Genomic DNA, 22,650 nt, shown 5'->3' on the forward strand with positions numbered 1-22,650 from the left:
AAACATTTACCGTTGAAAAGATTTGGCCGTATAGCCCTAAAAACCATCCTGTGGATCATTGGTAGTATCTTGTTTTTAGTACTGCTAATTTTTATTTTGATCCAGATCCCATCGGTACAAAATTTTGTCAAAAACAAAACGGTAACCTACTTACAAAATAAAATACATACCAAAGTTAAAATCGGCCATATCAGTTTGGGCTTACCAAAGCTGATCGTATTAGATAGCGTTTATTTTGAGGATCAGAAAAGGGACACATTGATAGCCGGTGATCAGCTAAAAGTTGATGTTAGTTTATTAAAGCTTCTTAGTAATAAATTGGAGGTGAACGAGATCAATCTGCAGGGCATTACCGCAAATGTGTACAGGGGAAAGGATAGCGTTTTTAATTTCGACTATATCATTAAAGCTTTTAATGGCGGACCAAAAAAACCTGAAACTCCACAAGACACCTCTTCTTCCATGAAAATATCGCTGGATAAGATCATTTTAGACAGGATAAATATCGGCTATAAAGACCTCACTACCGGTAATGATGTAAAATTCATATTAGGTCATTTTGATACCCGCATTACGGATTTTGATATGGATAAAATGAACTTTACCATTCCAAAAATCACTTTATCAGGTGTAGATGCCAGAATAATACAAACCCCGGCGGGTTCGTCAATTGCGCAGGCTGCAACGGTGGATACCGCTACCAAGCCCATGAACATGACTCTTAATTTGGGCACGATAGATATATCCAAAATTAAGGTCGATTATCGCAGTAACGAAATGGCTGCCAATGTAAGCCTTGGCAAATTTTTGGTCGAGATGAATAAGCTTGACCTCAAAAACCAGGTTGCGGATATTAATAGCATATCTCTTGATGATACAAGGGCCTCACTAACGTTTGCCAAACCACAAACGGTAAAAAAGGCTGTGGTAAAAACCATAAAGAAACTGGATACACTGGTAGCCAAGCCACAAAGCACTAAAGGATGGGCGGCAGTTTTAAGGAAGATAACTTTTAATAACGACAACATCCAGTTTGATAATAACGCACAAAAACCGATTATCAAAGGTTTGGACTATGCGCATATGAATATCCGGGATCTGAATGCTGATCTGGAGAATTTAGCATACAGCACCGATACCATATCAGGAAAGATCAGCAGTCTGACCTTTAATGAGAAAAGCGGATTGGAAATAAAAAAATTCCATACTTCTTTTTTTTATGGTCAGCATAAATCATACTTAAATAATTTATACCTGGAGACGCCTCAAACTGTTATTCAAAAACATTTAGAGGTGGGTTATCCTTCATTGGCCAATATCAGTAAGGACTTAGGGCAAATACGCATCAATGCCGATCTGAATGGCAGTCGCCTCGGATTAAAAGATGTGTTGCTGCTGATGCCCACCATGTCTACAATGGAACCATTTAAACATTCGCCCAATGCTGTATTTAAGATCAATGGTAAAGTTATCGGCAAAGTAAATGACCTGAATATCCCATCATTAGAGATTAGCGGACTAAACAATACGCATATTAAAGCTTCGGCCAAAATGAAAGGTCTGCCAAACGTTAATAAAGCTTATTTCGATTTAACTATTGCTGATTTCAATACCAGCCGTGCCGACCTAGGTAAAGTTGTTCCGGCAGGAATGATACCATCCAATGTCAGCATACCCGAAAAATTGAACCTGAAAGGTAATTTCAAAGGAAGCATGACCAACTTCAATACTAAAATGGCACTCAAATCGAGCCTGGGAAATGTTGACTTAACTGCGCAAATGAAAAACGGCAGCAGTAAACCAAATGCTACATATTCAGCCAATATCAACGTAAATGATCTGAATGTTGGCACCTTGACCAAGCAGCCGCAAACCGTGGGTAACATCACGCTATCGGCCAATATAAACGGTACCGGGACCGACCCTAAAAAAGCCAGTCTGCAATTTAGCGGAGATGTTGCAAGCGCCAATGTGAAAGGATACACCTATAAAAACCTAACATTAAAAGGCACAGCGGTTAATGGCAGTTATACCGCCATTGCCCGAATGAAAGACCCTAACATCAACTTCAGCCTTGATGCTAAAGCTAACATGAATAAGAAATACCCTTCGGTAAATGCCACATTGGTTATTGACAGCATCAACCTGCAACATCTAAACCTGGTTAAAGACTATACACGATTCCATGGCAAAATAGTGGCAAACGTGCCTACAGCTGATCCGAACTACCTTAATGCTGATATCCAGGCAACAGACCTTTTGCTCGTTACTAAAGACAAACGGGTTAAAATAGACACGGTAACTTTTGTTTCAACTGCTAATGCCGATAGCAGTAGTTTGCGACTGAAAACCCCCGCACTAAGTGCACACATGGTGGGTAAATATAGATTGACAGAAATTGCACCTGCTATGCAGGATGTCATCAATAAATATTTTAATACAAATGCTGCCAGCGATACAACTACTATTGCTCAAGTTAAGCCTAAATACTCCCCGCAACAGTTTTCATTTGATATCCACTTTGTAAAAACGCCTTTGGTTAGCCAATTGGTTCCTGATCTGAAACAGCTTGAACCTGTACTTATAACGGGGCATTTTGATAGCCAAACCGGTGAGTTTGTAGTTAACGGAGCCATACCAAAAGCAGTCTACGGCACAAATGATATCAGCAACATGAAGCTGGCTATTAATACCAATAATAATGCTTTAAATTATAGTCTGACAGCTGATCAGATTAAGACGTCCTCCTCTATCAACTTATTGTATACCAGCATTAGCGGTAAGGCACAAAACAATAAATTAAATATTAGCATACAGGTGCATGATGCTGACAAAAAAGAACGGTACCGCATCGCCGGCGTATTTAGTATTTTACAGAATGAATATCAGTTCAGCTTTCTGCAAAACGGCCTGATGCTTGACTATGCCACCTGGGCGGTAAATGCTGATAATGCCTTGCAGTTTGGCGGCAAAGGCTTATATGCAAAAAACTTTACCATCACCAATAATAACCAGGTGTTGAGCGTAAACAGCACTTCGCAGGAAATGAACTCCCCTATCAAGATTGAGTTTCATAATTTCCATATCGAAACATTTACACGTGCTGCCAAGCAGGATTCATTACAGGTTGGGGGCGTGATCAATGGTGATGCACAGATCAGTGATTTCCAAAAGTCACCACAATTTATTGCGGCTTTAAATATTAACGATTTCAGTTTCAGAGGTGATACTGTTGGCAATATAGCTGTCAATGTAAACAATCAAACTCAAAATGCATTTGCAGCTAATGTTGCTATAACAGGAAAAGGTAACCAGGTTAATCTTGACGGTATATATTATACAAGCCCGGAAAGCAAATTTGACCTCGATTTGAAAATAGTAAAGCTGAATATGAAGAGCATTGAGGGCTTTAGTTTTGGGAGTATTAAAGAGTCCAGGGGGGATATTAGCGGTGAATTAAAAATTGCTGGTACAACAACTGCACCATCCATAAGGGGCGATGTCAACTTTAATAAGGTAGGCTTCAATGTCTCTATGCTCAACTCTTATTTTACCATTCCGAGGGAAAGTATCACTTTTAATAATGATGGTATCCGCTTTAATGATTTCACATTGGTTGATTCGACAGGAAATAAGGCAGTAATATCCGGATCTATAGATACCAAGACCTATACAGATTTCGCTTTTGGGGTAGATATTAAAACGGACAATTTCAGGGTTATCAACTCAACCCAGGAAGATAACAAACTGTATTACGGAAAACTTTATCTCAACAGTAATATTAAGATACGCGGCGATATGAACACCCCGGTGGTTGATGCTAATATTACTGTTAATGATAAAACCAACCTCACCATTGTCTTGCCAACTAACGATCCAAGTGTTGAGGACCGAAAAGGCGTAGTTGAGTTTATTGATCCGAATGCACCTAAAACCGACTCCATTCTACTAGCAAAACAACTGGACTCACTTAAAAAAACAAGTCTTAGAGGCATGGATGTATCGGCTAATATTAAAGTAAACAAGAACGCCAGCTTTAACATTGTCATTGATCAAAACAATGGCGATGTGGTGCATATAAAAGGCGAGGCCCAGTTGAATGGCGGGATCGATCGCAGTGGGAAAACTAACCTGACAGGTACTTATACTATTGAACAAGGTTCTTATAATCTATCCTACGCTGCTGTCAACCGTAAATTTATCTTTAAAAAAGGCAGTACTCTAACCTGGACAGGTGACCCAACCAGTGCCAATATTAATTTTACAGCTATTTATGTAGCCAAAGTCCCTCCTATTGATTTGGTTAGCAATCAATTAGCCGGAACTGATAATCAAACTCAGTATAAGCAATTGCTGCCTTTCAATGTAGAATTGAATCTTAAAAATGAACTATTAAAACCGGACATAAGTTTCGACATTGTATTACCCGATAGTACCTACATGGTATCCTCAGAAGTAATTACCACCGTCAATTCAAGACTAAGTCAAATAAGGCAAGATCCCAACGAATTAAATAAGCAAGTACTTGGTGTATTGGTTTTGGGGCATTTTATAGGCGACAACCCTCTCCAGAGCCAGGGTGGAGGCACAACAGTTGAAGGCATGGTAAGAAATAGTGTAAGCAGTCTTTTAGCAGATCAGCTTAACCGTATGGCAGGTGACCTCATTGCTGGTGTCGATCTGAGTTTTGGCATAAGTTCAGGCGAAGATTATTCATCCGGTACAGCCCAGAATCGAACGGATCTAAGCGTCGGTTTGTCCAAACATTTCTTTAGTGACCGATTGACGGTGAGTGTGGGCAACGACTTTAATCTGGAAGGTAACCAACCCGGCGAAAAGGCCAACAATATAGCGGGAAATGTTTCGGCAAATTACAAACTAAGCAGGGATGGGCGCTATATGCTGCGTGTTTATAGTAAAGATGAATTTGTAGTGGTTGAGGGACAGATAGTTGAAACGGGAGTGGGCTTCTCATTAACCATTGACTATAATCGTTTTAAACAAATATTTGCCAAAACACCACCTGCCCAAAAAGCCGAAGAGAAAAAGTATAAGCAGCAACAAAAAGAACTAAAAAAAGAAAAGGAACAATCTAATTAGTGCTTACCATCATCCATGAACAAATATTTAAAATATCTACTTTTTCTTTCATTCGTATTGTTTAATGCTTGCAGTAATACCAAATACCTGCAGAAGGGGCAAAAATTATACACCGGTGGTGAAATAAAAATTGACGATAAAAATGAGGATATAGAAAAGAAGGATACTAAAGCTGTTAAGGATGAATTAGAAGATTTACTTAGACCTAAACCAAACTCGACCATACTTGGGATGCGTGTAAAACTTTATATTTATAATAAAACCAGGACTACAAAAAAGAAAGGTTTAAGGCATTACATAAATACAAGACTTGGTCAGCCACCTGTGTTGATCAGTGATGTTGATGTAAATAAGAACAGTGATATACTGCAAAACAGACTGCAGAACGAAAGTTATTTTCAGTCGCAAGTTGTTGGCGATACTTTAAGCGAAGGTAAAACTGCAAAAGCAATATATACTGTACAGCCAGGTCCAACGTACACTATTCGCAAAATAGTTTTCCCTAATGAAAAAGGCGATGTGGATACGGCTGTTGCCGGTACTGCCAAACAAACCCTATTCGTATCGGGTAATAATTATAACCTTGATGTAGTAAAAAATGAGCGGATAAGAATAGATGCCCGGTTAAAAGAAGAAGGCTTCTATTACTTCTCCCCGGATTACCTGATCATGAGGGTTGACAGTACTGTTGCCAATCACCAGGTGGATATTTATGTTAAAGTGAAGAATGAAACACCAGACAAGGCACGCCGGATCTATAGGATCAACAATATCTACTTATATCCGCATTATACTTTAAGGGACACTGCGCTTAAATTAGATTCTGCAGTTACCTATCGCTGGTACCATGTTATTGATACTAAAAAAACATATAGACCTTTCACTTTTAAAAATAGCGTATTACTACATCCGGGAGACATATATAATCGTTCTGACCATAATAAATCACTAAGCAGGTTTATAAACCTGGGGCCTTTTAAGTTTGTTAAAAATCGTTTTGAAGATGTTTCAACAGATTCGTCAAAGCTTGATATTTATTACTTTTTAACCCCCTATCCAAAAAAGTCGCTTCAATTTGAACTACTTGGCCGCACCACTACTGCAAATTATGTAGGTTCTCAGATCAGTCTAAGCTGGAAAAACAGGAACGCATTTAAAGGTGCAGAAGAATTTAAAGTAAAGTTATTTGCAAGTACGGATGTGCAATATTCCGGGCAGAATAGCGGATATAACGTTTACCAGTTTGGTATACAACCCACAATTACATGGCCAAGGTTCATTAGCCCTTTTAACTTTAATCCGGATAATGCATTTATTCCTCATACTGAATTAACTGCGGGCTACACTCTGGTCGATCGGGTCAATCTATATACGCTCAATTCATTTAATGCCTCTTTTGGTTATAATTGGAAACAAAATGCACATGTTACACATGATTTAAGTCTGTTGACCGTAACACTTACCAAGCCTGCTAATGTTACACAGGAATATTTAGACAGCATAGAACACACCCGTAATCCTACCCTAGCCCATGTAATTGACCAGCAGTTTACATTCGGGCCAGCTTACAGTTATACCTATACTAATACAAATGAAACCTTCAAAACAAATACAATTTATTATAGTGGCAGGGCCACACTATCAGGCAATCTTTATGGAATAATAACCGGTGCTGATACTTTAGCAGGAAAAGTGAGCACGCTATTCGGCCTGCCTTTCAATCAGTTTATAAAAATTGAAAACGAGTTTAGGTACTTTCATAAGACCGGACCGAATAGTACTATAGCCAGCAGGATTATTGTTGGTGTTGGCTTGCCTTATGGCAACTCTACTCAGTTGCCATATAGCCAACAATTTTCGATAGGCGGATCATATAGTTTGCGTGGTTTCAGGGCAAGGTCCGTAGGACCGGGAAGTTATATGCCCGGAACGGATATTACCAGTGCGAGTGGTTTTTTGCCAGACGAATCTGGTGACATAAAAATTGAGGCAAACGTAGAGTATCGACCAAAATTATTCAGTATTGTATATGGTGGCTTATTTGTAGATGCCGGCAATATTTGGAATTTGCATTCACATGAAGGATTGCCCGGAGGAGCCTTCGGCAAAAATTTCCTGAGTCAAATGGCAATGGATACAGGGTTCGGCCTACGATTTGATCTAACCCTTTTGGTATTCCGGGCTGATCTTGGCGTTCCAATTCGTCAGCCTTACGAAGGAGCGCCTTTAAAATTTGATTTCAATAACCGGGTATTTAACCTGGCTATCGGTTATCCATTCTGATCAATTAATGAATTACTGATTGATTGAATTGATTATTATTGCAAATGATAATAACTGTCCCACTCCAAATTATTGATCTTCATGGTGACGGCTTTCACCCATTGGTAAACATTACTATACACGGTAAACCTTTTACACTAGTGCTTGATACCGGCGCTTCGAAAACAGCCTTTGATCATGATATCTTTATTCAATCAGGTGATAACATAGCTATTACATCAAGCGATAGATTATCAACCGGATTGGGAACAAATAATATGACTTCATCAACAGCAATTATTGGCGGTATGTATATTGGCGATCTACAAATACCTGATTTTGAAGTAGCTGTACTTGATCTCTCAAGCATTAATATCGCTTATCGTCAATTAAATCAACCCGAAGTCTTAGGCGTTTTAGGCGGCGATATCCTGATGAAATATAAAGCGGTAATTGATTATGGAAAGAAATCGATCAAATTTCGAATATAATTAGAATGATCACGTTTTAAACAGAAAGGCCCCGCTCAATTAAGCAGGGCCTTTCTGTTTTATTTGAACTCTCAAAAGTGAAACTTATATATCGATTCTGGCATATTTTGCATTCTTTTCAATAAAGTCCCTGCGTGGTGCAACTTCATCACCCATCAGCATAGAGAAAGTATGATCACACTCCGCCGCGTTCTCAATACCAGCTTTACGTAGTGTACGTGTATCCGGGTTCATGGTTGTTTCCCATAACTGTTCGGCGTTCATTTCACCCAAACCTTTATAGCGCTGTACGTGTACGCTGTCTTCTTTACCACTACCTTTAAGGCGTTGTATGGCCGCATCACGTTGTACATCATTCCAGCAATACTCCATTTCCTTACCCTTTTTAACCTGGTATAATGGTGGAGTAGCAATGTATACATAACCAAATTCAACCAATTCCTTCATATAACGGAAGAAGAAAGTGAGGATCAACGTAGTAATGTGCGATCCGTCCACGTCAGCATCCGTCATGATCACTATTTTGTGATAACGCAATTTGGTAATATTTAATTCCTTATCATCCTCTGCAGTACCTATGCTTACCCCGAGTGCGGTAAACATATTCTTTATTTCCTCATTCTCATATATCTTATGCTCCATTGCTTTTTCAACATTAAGAATCTTACCCCTTAATGGCAAAATAGCCTGGTATTCGCGGTTACGACCCTGCTTGGCTGTACCACCCGCAGAGTCCCCTTCGACAAGGAATAATTCGCAAACTGATGGATCACTGTTGGCACAATCGGCCAATTTACCGGGAAGTCCTGATCCTCCCATTACGTTCTTTCGCTGAACCATCTCGCGGGCCTTACGTGCAGCAGCACGGGCTGTAGCCGCTATAATAACCTTATTAACGATCATTTTAGCCTCACGTGGGTTTTCTTCCAGGTAATTACCCAATATCTCACCTACTGCCATATCTACGGCACCCATTACCTCGTTATTACCTAATTTGGTTTTGGTTTGTCCTTCAAACTGTGGCTCGGCTACTTTAACAGAAATTACAGCAGTTAATCCCTCACGAAAGTCATCACCGGTTATCTCCACTTTCATGTTTTTAAGCAGGCCAGATTTATCAGCGTAAGCCTTCAAAGTACGGGTTAATCCCCTGCGGAAACCTGCAACGTGTGTACCACCTTCGATGGTATTAATGTTATTTACATACGAGTGTACGTTCTCTGTATAAGTATCATTGTACTGCAAGGCCAACTCGACAGGAATCCCCTGTTTATTACCATCTACATATATGGGTTCAGGTATAATAGATGTACGTGTGCCATCCAGGTATTTCACAAACTCCCGCAGCCCTCCTTCTGAATAGAAATCTTCTGTAACAAAGGTTCCGTCGTCATTTGGATAACGCTCATCAGATAGCGATAAACGTATACCCTTGTTCAGGTAAGCCAGTTCGCGCAAGCGGCCTGCCAGTGTATCATATTTATATTCTGTTGTTAATGTGAAAATTTCCGGATCAGGCTTGAAAATGATCGTGGTGCCTCTTTTCTGTGTATCACCTATGGTTTTTACATCAAATAGTGGTTTCCCTTTTTCGTATTCTTGTGTCCATACTTTATCTTCACGATAAACCAGGGCTGTTAAATGGGTTGATAGTGCGTTAACGCAACTTACACCCACGCCGTGCAAACCTCCCGATACTTTGTAAGTATCTTTATCGAACTTGCCGCCCGCGTGCAATACGGTCATTACAATTTCTAATGCCGAACGCTTTTCTTTTGTAGTAATGCCTGTAGGAATACCCCGGCCATTATCTTCAACTTTTATTCCGTTATCTTTTAAGATAGTTACTTTAATGTTATCGCAGTAACCGGCCAGCGCCTCATCTATGGAGTTATCAACTACTTCATATACTAAGTGGTGCAAGCCCTTGGCGCCAGTGTCGCCTATATACATCGAAGGGCGCTTACGCACCGCTTCCAAACCTTCTAAAACCTGTATATTATCTGCTGAATAATTGGATTTGTCTTTATTTTCTTCGCTCATATTTGTGTGAAACAATAACCTTCAAAAATACACAATTTCGGCCAGATATCGGGCATCTTTGTGGATAAAAAGATGTACTAATTGCCGATTTATTACTGTCCAAATATGCAAGTGTACAAATGAGGAACTTGAGACTGATTTACAAATAGTTTCCCACGCAAAACCAGTTTTTTTTTATGAGTCAAAATCAAAAAACAAAGACTTTTCTTACTCAAAATACACGTATCTGTATATCTCCATATTTACATATCTGAGAATTAGGATACTTCAACCGAAAGTTTATCTTTGTCAAAATTTTTTAACTTTAGAGAATGGAAATCAAGTCTTCTTTTTTAACAAAACTAACTTTAGGCTTAATGCTTGCCGGGAGTGTAGTTGCATGCAATCAAAACAAAACTGCTGGCACTTCAACCACTGCTGGTACTTCAACTGCGGCCACAGGCGGAATAGTATATATAAACCAGGATACCATATCGCTTAAATATGAGTATGCAAAAGATATGCGTAAGCGTTTGGATGATAAAGGAACTGCAGCAAAAAATGATATTGGTGCAAGACAGCAAGCGATTCAACGTGAGTATGCCGAATATCAAAAAGGAGCCAACACCATGAGTGCCGACCAACGCGCGTCAACTGAGCAACGCCTTCAACGCGAAGGACAGGAGTTTCAGCAATATCAGCAAAATGCCGGTGCTCAGTTTCAGAATGATCAGTCTGATGAAAGTAAGAAACTTTATGATAAAGTTTACGCCTTTACAAAACAATATGCAAAAGATAATGGCTATAAAATGGTATTAACTTTTCAATCCGGAAATGTAAATTTGCTTTATGCAGATCCGTCTATGGATGTAACTGCCGATTTCTTAAAGAAACTGAATGATGCTTATGCAAAAGATAAGAAGTAATTTTTCTTTTTAGCAGGCTAAAATATATGACCCTGGTTTTACAACCGGGGTTTTTAATTTGAATAAATATGGAAATGCAGGGTCATGAAAAATTCATGCGTATAGCTATCGAGCTATCCGAGCAGAATGTGAAAGAATCGGCAGGTGGACCATTTGGAGCAGTAATCGTTAAGGACGGCGTTATTGTGGCAAGCAGTGCGAATAAGGTAGTACAACAAAATGATCCGACTGCACATGCAGAAATATCAGCAATACGACTTGCGTGTCATCGATTAGGTACCCATAACCTGGAAGGATGTATAATTTATACAAGTTGCGAACCTTGCCCGATGTGCCTTGGTGCTATTTACTGGGCGCACATCGATACGATATATTATGGAAATACCAAAGCTGACGCTGCCAGCATTGGCTTTGATGATCATTTTATATATCTGGAATTAGAACGCCCTATGCACCAGCGCAAGTTGCAGATAATTCAATTATTGCGTGATGAGGCGCTGTCTGCTTTCAAGCTTTGGGGAAATTCAGAATCAAAAAAGAATTACTAAGTATTTAAAAAACAAAAAGGCACCTTGATATCAAGGTGCCTTTTTGTTTTTTTCAAATTGAGTTTACCTTGCAAAAACTTCTATCTCTTCTTCATCGCCGCTATAATCAAGATATTCAAATTGCGAGTTTTTGCTAATAAATTCAGGTACTATTTCTTTCATTTTATTAACCAGTACCTCATCATCCTGCTTATTGTTCAAAGCCAATAATTCTTCTATATCTGCGCTCACTGCTTCATAAACATAAGTTATCACCTGCGCAATTTTGATTTTAGGGTGATGTGTAGGCATAGTACGTTCGCCTTCATTCAGCAACTCCTCGTATAGTTTTTCACCTGGTCTTAATCCTGTATATATAATTTTGATATCTTTTTCTGGCTGCAATCCAGCTAGTTTGATCATTTTTAAAGCCAGATCTGTGATCTTTACAGGCTGCCCCATATCAAATATAAAAATTTCCCCTCCTGTACCCATTGTTCCGGCTTCAAGTACCAATTGCACAGCCTCAGGTATGGTCATAAAATAACGCGTTATTTCGGGATGCGTAACCGTTATCGGACCGCCCTTTTGTATCTGCGCTCTGAAACGTGGTATCACTGAACCATTAGAGCCTAAAACATTTCCAAATCTGGTGGTAATAAAGCGGGTTGGTGGTATACCAGGCCTATTATTCATCGGACTATTTTTAAGCGATTGAATATATATTTCGGCGATACGCTTTGTAGTTCCCATAATATTGGATGGATTTACTGCTTTGTCAGTAGATACCATTACAAATTTCCTGGTACCAAATATCACTGCCAGATCAGCAACGTGCTTAGTGCCCAATACATTAGCCAGTACTGCTTCTGAAGGATTTTCCTCCATCATTGGTACATGTTTATAGGCTGCCGCATGAAAGACAACTTCAGGACGAAAATCAGAAAATAACTTATGCATTCGCTGATAATTTCTGATATCGGCGATAAATATTTTGGTAGGAACTTCTGGGAATTTTTCCTCTACCTCCAGCTTCATTTCATGCAGTGGAGATTCTGCCTGGTCACACAAAATAACGATAGCCGGCCTATAGCCCAATACTTGTTGCACAATCTCGGACCCTATGGAGCCGGCCGCCCCGGTAACCAGAACCCGTTTACCTTGCAGATCTTCCGATATTTTGGTATTATCTATTTTTATAGGTTTGCGCTGTAATAAGTCTTCAATTTTAAGATCTTTTATCTGTTGCAGGTTAAGTTTGCCATATATCCACTGATCTGAGGGTGGTACAGTAAGCACTTGTATACCCAGTGACAGGCATTGTTCAAGAGCACATTTTTTAGCATGTTCATCAAGATGCTGATTCATGATGATAAGCTTATCTACATTATACTTCTCCTTTAGTTTGGCAAGCTTATCTATGTGATATACTCTTATCTGTTGAATTTCCTTGTCTATCTTTTTACTGCCATCATCAACAAAACCTACTACTGCAAAATTGGTATTAGCACTGGCCTCAAGCGCTTGTTTAACAAGCACTGCATTATTATCTGACCCATAAATTAACACTACGGTTTTTTTTGCTGTAGTATTATTGGTAAGGTAAAAGAATGCACTTTTAACCGTAGTACGTAACAAGATGAGCAAAGTACTTGATACTGAAAAATTTATCAGCAGCACTAAATTAATTGTAACAAGGTTAACATGTACTATATGTGCAACCCATACATTGATGACCAACAAATACAACAAGCTGGATAAAAAAGCAGAGCTAAAAATACGCAGAACATCACGTGTATTTGAATACCTGATAAGGCCGATATGTATACGCATGCCATACATCACCAAGGCAGCTATTACACCATACAAACCTGTAAAAATGAAAAAATATCCACGAAGGATATTAATAAATTCAAATCTCTCGACAATAAAATAAGAAGTTGAAAAAGACCAGCCTACAATAAAAAGATCAACAAGCATTATAAACCACCTTGGTACGACCCTGGTAAACAGTAAGTATTTTTTCATAAGCGCCTTGTAGATGATGTATATATAGACAGATAAATTTAAACAAAAAATAAATATAAATAGGCTGTTCGTTACTAAAAATCAATTTTAACAAAAATCTACCTGCTTTTCATGATGGCTATTCAACATTTTTGTTACAAAGCAATCTGACTTGTAAATAGAATCAGTTAACCTAACATTGATTTAATAACAATATTGATTGTTAAAGGTTTTAAATTTACTCATAAAACCGCCAAATATTAACAAGTTTTACTTAATAGTTATTTTTTTCATAAAAATAGATTTCAATAATATATAAATGATTAATAAAGGGAGCAATATTATGGTAAACAATCCAAAGGTCGCTTGTGAGGGGTATATAATAATAAAAGAAATAATTATTGCCTGTAATAATGCATAGCCAAGGGCAACTTTGAGATGAGAAAACTTTTGTTCATTAACCATTATTTGATATAAATGAAAACGATGAGCTTTAAACACATTTTGTTTGAGGGATATGCGATGTACTATGGTTGAAACCGAATCAGTTCCGTAAACAGCCAGGAAAAGTACATACGACCAATTGTCTGTAATTAGTACCAGTTTGATCAATAACATAACTATCCAGGACGCAATGGTCACACTTCCTACGTCTCCGGCAAAACACCTTGCCTTTTTGCGATAATTAAAAAACAGGAAAACACAACAGGCGAGCATAGGAAGCCAGATCATATCCTCATTAACGAAAGTTATTTGATATAGATTAACGTATTGTATACCACCAAGCACTACCAAACTATAAGCCCCGGTGATGCCATTAATGCCATCCATAAAGTTATAAGCATTAATAGTACCGATAACTATAAAGTATAAAATAAGCCATTCGTAAATAGGAAGTGAGAAGGCATTTATATAAATAAACAAAAGTGATACTGCCGCCAGATGTATTAATATTCTTATCCTGTTTGAGAGAGTGATCAGATCGTCTATAAAGCTGATGATTCCTATAACAAATAATCCTGTTATTGGCAACCAGTATTCATGGTGCATAATTACCGCTACTACGGCGGCAAAAAGGAAAACTACTCCACCTCCTCTGATTGTTCTTTCATTGTGCGAGCTGCGCTCATTCGGATGGTCAACAATGTTATAATGACTAGCGATACGAAAAAAGATCAGCATCGATATAAAAAATGCAACTAATACAATAGGGTATATTATCATATACTATAGGTTGTCAATCTGTTAATAGCCTGATTAAAACAGTGGCCAACAGAATCGTATAAGTGGTTTAGATATATAAACGTTTTTTTATGATTAAACTCAACTGGTTAAATTAGTAAACTTGTTATTTTTTCTATTAAAAGTGAAGAATAATTCCTCCTCAAATTAACGCGCATTTGCGATGACTACGATTTCTCCTGGTCATCAAAAAAATCATTTTTCATACCATCAATTTCTCTTCTGTCCCGCTTAGTTGGCCGCCCTGTTCCCCTATCTCTTTTTAATAATGGTGCCTGAAACATTGACTTATATCCATGAGTTTGTTCAATCGGGGTTTCATCAACATAAAAACCAATGACACTTTTTGCATCCATTCTGTTTTCCAAAAGTCCGGTTACCTTGATAACTTTTCGTTCTATCCCTTTAGATACCTGGTATAATTCACCAATTTTTACTTCGTGCGACGGTTTTATATTTTGTCCTTCAAGCTTCACCCTGCCTGCCTTACATGCTTCAGTTGCCAACGAACGTGTTTTGAATATTCTTATTGCCCAAAGGTATTTGTCTATTCTTAGTTTCTCTTTTTCAGGCATTACATTAATATCAATTATTGTACAACAATTATTATGGCAAAGTTATAAACTTTGTTAACTATTGGGATTACAAGCTGCTTTTACATTTTTTAATACTTTTAATCATACATTAATTATCAGTAAACAAATTCCCTTAAAATCCTTTAATTTGTCAAAAAGTTTAATTTACCGATGCAAAATCTAAAAAAACTAATCGAAGAGGTTTGGGAAAACAGAAATTTGTTAGAAAATCACGAATATACCGCCGCTATTGAAACTGTTATACATAGCCTTGACCAGGGCGAATTACGGGTAGCTGAGCCGATAGGCAATCGTTGGCATACACATGATTGGATAAAAAAGGCGGTAATTCTTTATTTTCCTATCAGAAAAATGGAAGAAATTAAAGCAGGGCCTTTTGTTTTTCATGACAAAATGAAACTTAAGACCGATTATAAAAAAACAGGTGTGCGTGTAGTGCCTCATGCCATTGCCCGTTATGGTGCATATCTGGCAAAAGGAGTTATCATGATGCCATCATATGTAAATATCGGTGCTTATGTAGACGAAGGTACTATGGTTGATACCTGGGCTACTGTGGGTTCATGTGCACAGATAGGTAAACATTGTCATCTAAGTGGCGGGGTGGGTATCGGTGGCGTTCTTGAACCCGTACAAGCTTCACCGGTTATTATTGAAGATAACTGTTTCTTAGGATCAAGGGCAATAGTGGTGGAAGGTGTTCATCTGGAGAGAGAAGTCGTATTAGGCGCTAACGTAGTTCTGACTGCATCTACCAAAATTATTGATGTGACTACTGAGGAACGCAGAGAATATAAAGGTTTTGTACCTGAACGCTCGGTAGTTATCCCTGGCTCATATGCTAAAAAATTCCCGGCGGGTGAGTTTCAAGTTCCATGCGCATTAATTATAGGAAAAAGAAAAGAGTCAACCGATAAAAAAACGTCACTCAATGATGCATTAAGAGAAAACAACGTTTCTGTTTAATTAGATATGAGACTCTGTATTTCTGGAAGAAATATTCAATCATTCTAAGATTATTCATCTCACATCTCATATCCTTCTATATGAATATTCTGATAAGACTGCCTAACTGGCTTGGCGATGTAGTGATGAGCACTGCATTTGTCAATGCAGTTCAGCAGCTTTACCCTGATGCACAGATCGACGTAATTATCAAAAAAGAGCTGAATGGTATAGCCAATCTGATATCTGGTCTGAATAAAATTCATTCATTTTCTAAACAAGAGTATAAAGGCTTAAACGGAGTTTATAAGTTCGGGAAAACACTTCGTATTGAAAATTATGACTTATTCTTTTGCTTGCCCGATTCGCTTTCGTCAGCAGTAATGGGTTGGGCGACCGGGGCTAAAAAGCGGATTGGTTTTGGCAAAGAAGGCCGGTTTTTCCTGCTGACGAATAGTTATAAAAAACCGGCAAACCTGCACCGAACTGATGAATATATCTCATTATTGGAACAATTTGCAGGTAGAAAGATCACTGAGAGATCGGTTAAACTTGATGCCAAAGAAATTGAACAGCAAGACAACCTGGTAGTAATTAACTTTAACTCAGAAGCGACCTCGAGAAGGATGCCTATCGATAAGGGAAAGCAGCTTATCGGCCTGCTTACAAACACATTTAAAACTGCTAAATTTATTGTGGTTGGTGCACCAAAAGAAAAAGAATATGTTGATGAATTGTTAAGTGATGCAAGAAATGATGAGCAAGTGAAAAATTATGCCGGAAAAACCAACCTCGAAGGCTTGTGTAATTTAATGGCTTCGGCAAAAGTGGTAATAACTACCGATTCTGGACCGGCGCACCTGGCTAATGCATTGGGTGCATCGACTATAGTATTATTTGGTGCGGGCAATGAGTTTAACACCGCCCCTTATAATAAACAAAAGCTGACTGTATTGCGTGCAGGCAAATTAGAATGCGAACCATGTGTAAGAAATACCTGCAAACTATATGGCATCCCGAAATGTATGCAGCTATTAGATGAGATGGAAATTGTTAACACATTGAGCTTATATTTAAATCATGCTTAGAGACGAAGTTGCTAAAGCTTTAAAAGTACTGCAAGAAGGAGGGATCATCCTCTACCCTACCGATACCATATGGGGTATAGGCTGTGATGCTACTAATACAGAAGCCATTAAAAAGATATACGCCCTTAAACAACGTGATGAGGCAAAAAGCATGATCATTTTATTGGATACTGAAAATAAACTGGAAAGCTATATACAAGAAGTCCCCTCTATTGCTTACGATCTGATCGAATATGCGGAGAACCCGCTCACATTAGTTATGCCCGGTGCTAAAAATATTTCACCCGCTTTGATCAGTGCTGATGGCAGTGTTGGCGTTAGGGTGGCAAAACATGAGTTTTGTCAGCAGGTGATACAACGGTTGCGCAAACCATTGGTTTCTACATCAGCTAATATAAGCGGAAAGCCATCGCCACAAAATTTCGGACAAATTGAACAGGAAATCATAGATGGCGTTGACTATGTAGTCGACCGGGAACAGCATGATATGCAACAGAAAAAACCGTCTACCATAATGAGACTCAATCCTGACGGCCGTTTTGAATTTATACGCCGTTAATTTTATTTATGATTTTAGACCCACTAATTACGACCTTTGCTATAGATTTTGAATTGCACCTTGCCGTAGCAATGCCTGATATCATATGAAACAATCCCTGCAACATCCACTCTTTACAGTATTAAGCACTATTGCCGCTGAGCAAAACGTGCATGCTTACGTAATTGGTGGTTTTGTACGTGACCTTTTATTAGATCGGCCATCAAAAGACATAGATATTGTAATCATTGGTAACGGAATCTCATTTGCTGAGAGTGTTGCAAAAAAGCTGAAAGTAAAACTTTCCGTTTTCAAAAATTTTGGCACAGCTATGCTAAAATATCAGGATGTGGAAGTAGAATTTGTAGGTGCCCGAAAAGAATCATATCGTGCAGACTCACGCAAACCTATTGTGGAGAATGGCACGCTTGAAGACGATCAGAAGCGCAGGGATTTCACTATAAATGCTTTAGCAATTGCGCTGCATCCCACTCAGTTTGGCGAGTTGCTTGATCCGTTTAATGGGGTTAATGACCTTAAACAAAAATTGATCAGAACACCGCTTGATCCGATTGAAACATTTTCTGATGATCCGCTGCGCATGCTGCGTGCTATTCGCTTTGCATCTCAATTGAATTTCACAATTGATCCAATTGCTATTGATGCTATAAAAGAGACTGTTGAACGCATTTGCATTATATCGCAGGAAAGGATCACGGAGGAATTAAATAAGATCATCCTTTCGCCAAAGCCATCCGTCGGTTTTATTTATTTATTTGATACTAGTTTGCTTCATAAAATATTTCCGTTAATGGCTAATTTATATGGGGTAGATTATATTGATGGTAAAGGGCATAAAGACAATTTTTACCATACCTTACAGGTATTAGATAATATTTCTACTACTACGGATGATCTGTGGCTACGCTGGGCCGCTATCCTGCATGATATTGCCAAACCTGCAACCAAACGCTTTGAGCCAGGGCATGGATGGACTTTTCACGGGCACGAAGACAAGGGCGCCCGTATGGTGCCTAAAATATTTGCAGAACTAAAATTACCACTAAATGATAAAATGAAGTTTGTACAAAAAATGGTACAGCTTCATTTACGGCCCATTGTTTTAGCACAAGATGTGGTAACTGATTCAGCAGTGCGCAGATTGCTATTTGAAGCCAATGATGACATTGAGGCACTTATGCTGTTGTGTAAAGCAGACATTACGACAAAAAATGAATATAAAGTAAAAAAATACAGGAAAAATTTTGAGCTTGTTCAACAAAAGTTAAAAGATGTTGAACAAAGAGATAATATACGCAACTGGCAGCCGCCCATAACGGGAATTGATATTATGCATATTTTCGGTATAAAAGAAGGGCGGGAAGTTGGAATTATTAAAAATCAGATACGCGAAGCCATCCTGGAGGGAGAAATTCCAAATTCGCGCGAGGCCGCGCTTGACTTTACCATACGCAAAGGCTCAGAAATTGGCTTAAAAGTTGTGGCAAACACATTTTAAATTAAAAAGCATTAATTTTGTAAATCACTACATATAAAAATGGCACTATACAGATTCAAGGTTACTTTTGAAGATTACGATGACGTAACACGAGAGATTGATGTTAAATCCAATCAAAGCTTCGAGGACCTTCATCGGGCAATACATCAGTCGACTGGTTACAATTCTGAATTTCCTTCATCCTTTTATATTAGTAATGACCAATGGATAAAAGGCGAGGAAATTACATATTTACCTAATCAGCGCAGAATTGATCGTGGAGTAGCATTGATGGATAAAGTAAAATTGAGCAATCGTATAGATGACCCGCACCAGAAATTTTATTATACCTTTAATTTCGACCGGCCTTTTGATTTTCATGTTGAATTATTAAAGATCATCCTGGATGAAACACCTGGTACCACCTACCCTGCTATCATTAAATCAGTAGGAGAAGCTCCAAAACAGTTTGGCAACGTATTTAATCCAACTGTACTTCCGCCTGCCAGTGAAGATTTTGATTTCCTGAACGAGATGGAGTTTACACCCGAAGAGGCCGAAGAAGGCTTTTCAGAGATATTGGATACTGAAGACGAAGTAGAGGTTGATGATGTTCATGAGGCACCAGAAGAGGAAGAAGATGAGTTCGGAAATGAGTTTTCGGATAACGAGGGCTTTGAGGATGAAGAGCATCCTCAGCATGGCGATGATTATTAATATCAGCTTATAGCTGATGGTTCATTATCTTAATTTTAATGATTCTTTGCCATGAGCCATCAGCAATCTCCTAAAAAAGAACTTATTGTTATTGCCGGACCTACTGCAGCAGGCAAAACCGCTGTAGCCATTAAGCTGGCACAACAGCTTAAAACCGAGATCATATCAGCAGATTCGCGTCAGTTTTACCGTGAAATGTCCATCGGCACAGCTAAACCAAGTGCTGAAGAATTATCACAGGCCAAACACCATTTTATTAATTCTCATTCTGTTACTGAAAATTTCAATGTTGGTGATTTTGAAAAGCAAGCGTTGCAGTTACTCGATAAGCTTTTTAAAACGCATGATAAAGTAATTATGGCAGGCGGTTCAGGATTGTTTATTCAAGCTGTAACACAAGGTTTTGACGAACTTCCTGTCGCCGATGCAAACATCAGGAGTAATCTTAACCAGGAGCTTGCAGAAAAAGGTATTGATTTTTTGCAGAATAGACTAAAAGACGCCGACCCTGTTTACTACCAGCAGGTAGATTTAAATAATCCACAGCGACTGATCAGGGCTTTGGAAGTATTTGAAACTACCGGCAAACCATTTTCATCCTACCGTAAAGCTACAATCAATAAAAGATATTTTGATTGTATAAAAATTGGATTGAATTTACCAAGAGACATCTTGTACCAACGTATCAATCAGCGTGTTGATGACATGATTGATCAGGGCCTTTTAGAAGAGGTCAGATCTCTTTTGCCATATCGCAACCTGAATGCATTAAATACTGTTGGTTACAGTGAATTATTCGATTACCTCGATGGGAAAATTGATTTAAATACTGCTGTCGAACTTATCAAACAAAATACCAGGCGATTTGCCAAACGCCAGCTTACCTGGTTCAGAAAAGATAAGGAAATCAAATGGTTTATGGCCGATGAGCCTGATTTGATTGACAATATCATTAAGGAACTATTTTATTGAAGCAGGTTTTTCAGATACATGCCATATCCGCTTTTGATATATTTATCTGCAAGCGCGCTTAATTGATCCTTATCAATAAACCCATGACGATAAGCTACTTCTTCAATGCAGCCTATTTTGGTATCCTGGCGTTTCTCTATCACCCTTACAAATTCTGTTGCATCGCTTAAGGAGTCAAATGTTCCTGTATCTAACCATGCTGTACCGCGGTCCATCACGCCTACGTGTAATCTTTTGCTTTCAAGATAAGCCCTGTTTACATCAGTGATTTCATATTCACCACGAACAGAGGGCGCTATATTTTTTGCAATTTGAACCACGTCGTTATCATAAAAATACAATCCGGGTACCGCGTATGACGATTTTGGTTTCAATGGTTTTTCTTCGATGGATAAAGCCCGGAGTTCGCTGTCAAATTCTACTACGCCATATCTTTCCGGGTCAGAAACTCTATAAGCAAATATAGCAGCGCCATCAACATCATTAAAGCCTTTTATCAATTCACCAAAACCGGTGCCATAAAAAATATTATCTCCCAGTATTAGTGCAACCTTATCATCACCTATAAACTTTTCACCTATTACAAAAGCCTGCGCCAATCCATTAGGAACGGCTTGTACCGCATATTCAAACTGACAACCTAATTCATGACCATCACCCAGCAACCTTTTAAAGCTTTCGCTGTCTTCGTGTGTAGTAATGATCAGTATCTCTTGTATATCGGCCATCATTAAAACCGATAACGGATAATAGATCATGGGTTTATCATAGATAGGCATAAGCTGTTTGCTTATCGCTTTTGTTATAGGGAAAAGTCGCGTACCCGAGCCGCCGGCTAAAATGATACCTTTCATTAGGATTTAAGTTTATTAATACAAGTGATCAAACTATCGCGCCAATATGGAATTTCGATATTAAAAGTCTGTTTTATTTTTGTTTTATCCATCACGGAATATGAAGGACGCACTGCACGCGAGGAATATTCAGACGTTCTGATAGGCAACACTTTTATTTTTGTTTCGGAAATATCAAAAATAGCTTTTGCAAAATCATACCATGATGCCACGCCTTCGTTACTATAATGGTAGGTGCCGTAAGCTTTACTATTAGCAGTTATGATATCTAAAACACACGCAGCCAGATCCATTGCATAAGTTGGCGTACCGGTTTGGTCAGCAATAACTTTCAATTCATCTTTTTCGGCACCCAATCTAAGCATCGTTTTAACAAAATTATTACCATACTCAGAGTATAGCCAGCTGGTGCGCAAAATAAAATATTTCTCCAATAGATTTGTCACTTCCAGTTCACCCTCTAACTTAGTTAAGCCATAAACATTTTCGGGCTCTGCAGGATCATTTTCCATCAAAGGAGTAGGTTTATCACCCTTAAACACAAAATCGGTTGAAGTATGAATAAGTACTGTGTTATATTCCAGGCATAATCTACTCAAATTCTCAGCCCCGGTTTTATTTATTTTTCTGGCGAGGTTTATGTCATCTTCAGCTTTATCAACAGCGGTATAAGCAGCACAATTAATACACCACGATGGTTTATAGCGTTCAAAGACTTTTCCTAAAGCAGCCATATCTAAAATATCCGCTTCATTTTCGGCAGGAAAATAAATTGCAGTTGTTCCATTTACCCCAGCGACACTTTTTAAACATTGACCCAATTGGCCCGAGGCCCCGAAAACAACAATATTGTTCATTTATCTAT

General features: G+C 38.5%; 17 protein-coding genes. 11 read left to right on the forward strand and 6 right to left on the reverse strand.

The features are described from left to right. Positions 1 to 12 precede the first annotated feature (12 nt). Genes ACPPVU_RS20025 through ACPPVU_RS20035 form a run of 3 tightly spaced genes read left to right on the forward strand, consistent with a single transcriptional unit; the run spans position 13 to position 7,853 of the window. The gene (locus ACPPVU_RS20025) at positions 13 to 5,100 is read left to right on the forward strand and encodes a translocation/assembly module TamB domain-containing protein (RefSeq protein WP_426668482.1); all 5,088 of its coding nucleotides are present in this window, start codon (positions 13 to 15) and stop codon (positions 5,098 to 5,100) included. 15 nt (positions 5,101 to 5,115) lie between these two features. Further along, complete coding sequence (locus ACPPVU_RS20030) at positions 5,116 to 7,383, forward strand: BamA/TamA family outer membrane protein (protein ID WP_426668483.1); 2,268 nt, start codon at positions 5,116 to 5,118, stop codon at positions 7,381 to 7,383. Positions 7,384 to 7,427: 44 nt separating this feature from the next. Next, positions 7,428 to 7,853: a retropepsin-like aspartic protease gene (locus tag ACPPVU_RS20035; RefSeq protein WP_426668484.1), complete on the forward strand. Its 426-nt coding sequence runs from the start codon at positions 7,428 to 7,430 to the stop codon at positions 7,851 to 7,853. An 84-nt stretch (positions 7,854 to 7,937) separates the two neighbouring features. On the opposite strand, the gene gyrB is transcribed toward ACPPVU_RS20035, so the two are convergent. Further along, complete coding sequence (gyrB, locus tag ACPPVU_RS20040) at positions 7,938 to 9,896, reverse strand: DNA topoisomerase (ATP-hydrolyzing) subunit B (RefSeq protein WP_426668485.1); 1,959 nt, start codon at positions 9,894 to 9,896, stop codon at positions 7,938 to 7,940. A gap of 311 nt (positions 9,897 to 10,207) precedes the next feature. Here gyrB and ACPPVU_RS20045 point away from each other — a divergent pair, with 311 nt between their 5' ends. Both ACPPVU_RS20045 and ACPPVU_RS20050 read left to right on the forward strand, forming a co-directional pair. After that, entirely contained in the window at positions 10,208 to 10,801 is a 594-nt protein-coding gene (locus ACPPVU_RS20045) for an OmpH family outer membrane protein (RefSeq protein WP_426668486.1), read from the forward strand. Positions 10,802 to 10,869: 68 nt separating this feature from the next. Then, the gene (locus tag ACPPVU_RS20050) at positions 10,870 to 11,349 is read left to right on the forward strand and encodes a nucleoside deaminase (RefSeq protein WP_426668487.1); all 480 of its coding nucleotides are present in this window, start codon (positions 10,870 to 10,872) and stop codon (positions 11,347 to 11,349) included. A 63-nt stretch (positions 11,350 to 11,412) separates the two neighbouring features. On the opposite strand, the gene ACPPVU_RS20055 is transcribed toward ACPPVU_RS20050, so the two are convergent. From ACPPVU_RS20055 to ACPPVU_RS20065, 3 genes are all read right to left on the reverse strand, one after another. Further along, positions 11,413 to 13,356 carry a polysaccharide biosynthesis protein gene (locus ACPPVU_RS20055; protein WP_426668489.1) on the reverse strand — a complete coding sequence of 648 codons (1,944 nt, stop codon included), beginning with the start codon at positions 13,354 to 13,356 and terminating at the stop codon, positions 11,413 to 11,415. A gap of 249 nt (positions 13,357 to 13,605) precedes the next feature. Beyond that, positions 13,606 to 14,559 (reverse strand): MraY family glycosyltransferase, encoded by a 954-nt coding sequence (locus ACPPVU_RS20060; protein ID WP_426668491.1) that lies wholly within the window; start codon positions 14,557 to 14,559, stop codon positions 13,606 to 13,608. A gap of 185 nt (positions 14,560 to 14,744) precedes the next feature. Then, positions 14,745 to 15,152: an RNA-binding S4 domain-containing protein gene (locus tag ACPPVU_RS20065; protein ID WP_426668493.1), complete on the reverse strand. Its 408-nt coding sequence runs from the start codon at positions 15,150 to 15,152 to the stop codon at positions 14,745 to 14,747. A gap of 171 nt (positions 15,153 to 15,323) precedes the next feature. Between ACPPVU_RS20065 and ACPPVU_RS20070 the strand changes: the two genes are divergently transcribed. From ACPPVU_RS20070 to miaA, 6 genes are all read left to right on the forward strand, one after another. Next, on the forward strand, positions 15,324 to 16,139 hold the full coding sequence (locus tag ACPPVU_RS20070; protein WP_426668494.1) for a 2,3,4,5-tetrahydropyridine-2,6-dicarboxylate N-succinyltransferase: 816 nt from the start codon (positions 15,324 to 15,326) through the stop codon (positions 16,137 to 16,139). Between the two features lie 80 nt (positions 16,140 to 16,219). Next, complete coding sequence (locus ACPPVU_RS20075) at positions 16,220 to 17,206, forward strand: glycosyltransferase family 9 protein (RefSeq protein ID WP_426668496.1); 987 nt, start codon at positions 16,220 to 16,222, stop codon at positions 17,204 to 17,206. After that, on the forward strand, positions 17,199 to 17,765 hold the full coding sequence (locus ACPPVU_RS20080; RefSeq protein ID WP_426668498.1) for an L-threonylcarbamoyladenylate synthase: 567 nt from the start codon (positions 17,199 to 17,201) through the stop codon (positions 17,763 to 17,765). Before ACPPVU_RS20075 ends, ACPPVU_RS20080 begins: the two co-directional genes overlap by 8 nt. Positions 17,766 to 17,850: 85 nt before the next feature. Then, positions 17,851 to 19,263: a CCA tRNA nucleotidyltransferase gene (locus ACPPVU_RS20085; RefSeq protein ID WP_426668500.1), complete on the forward strand. Its 1,413-nt coding sequence runs from the start codon at positions 17,851 to 17,853 to the stop codon at positions 19,261 to 19,263. 39 nt (positions 19,264 to 19,302) lie between these two features. After that, positions 19,303 to 19,959, forward strand: a complete 657-nt coding sequence (locus ACPPVU_RS20090; protein ID WP_426668502.1) for an IS1096 element passenger TnpR family protein — start codon at positions 19,303 to 19,305, stop codon at positions 19,957 to 19,959. 51 nt (positions 19,960 to 20,010) lie between these two features. After that, positions 20,011 to 20,931, forward strand: a complete 921-nt coding sequence (gene miaA / locus ACPPVU_RS20095; protein ID WP_426668504.1) for a tRNA (adenosine(37)-N6)-dimethylallyltransferase MiaA — start codon at positions 20,011 to 20,013, stop codon at positions 20,929 to 20,931. Here miaA and rfbA read toward each other — a convergent pair. Both rfbA and rfbD read right to left on the reverse strand, forming a co-directional pair. After that, positions 20,925 to 21,785: a glucose-1-phosphate thymidylyltransferase RfbA gene (gene rfbA, locus ACPPVU_RS20100; RefSeq protein ID WP_426668505.1), complete on the reverse strand. Its 861-nt coding sequence runs from the start codon at positions 21,783 to 21,785 to the stop codon at positions 20,925 to 20,927. The two genes, miaA and rfbA, sit on opposite strands and share 7 nt — an antisense overlap. Continuing rightward, complete coding sequence (gene rfbD, locus ACPPVU_RS20105; protein ID WP_426668507.1) at positions 21,785 to 22,642, reverse strand: dTDP-4-dehydrorhamnose reductase; 858 nt, start codon at positions 22,640 to 22,642, stop codon at positions 21,785 to 21,787. The genes rfbA and rfbD overlap by 1 nt, the downstream gene beginning before the upstream one ends. Between the last annotated feature and the right edge of the window lie 8 nt (positions 22,643 to 22,650).

Origin of the sequence: Mucilaginibacter sp. McL0603, from assembly GCF_049992945.1 — a bacterium.
GTDB lineage: Bacteria > Bacteroidota > Bacteroidia > Sphingobacteriales > Sphingobacteriaceae > Mucilaginibacter.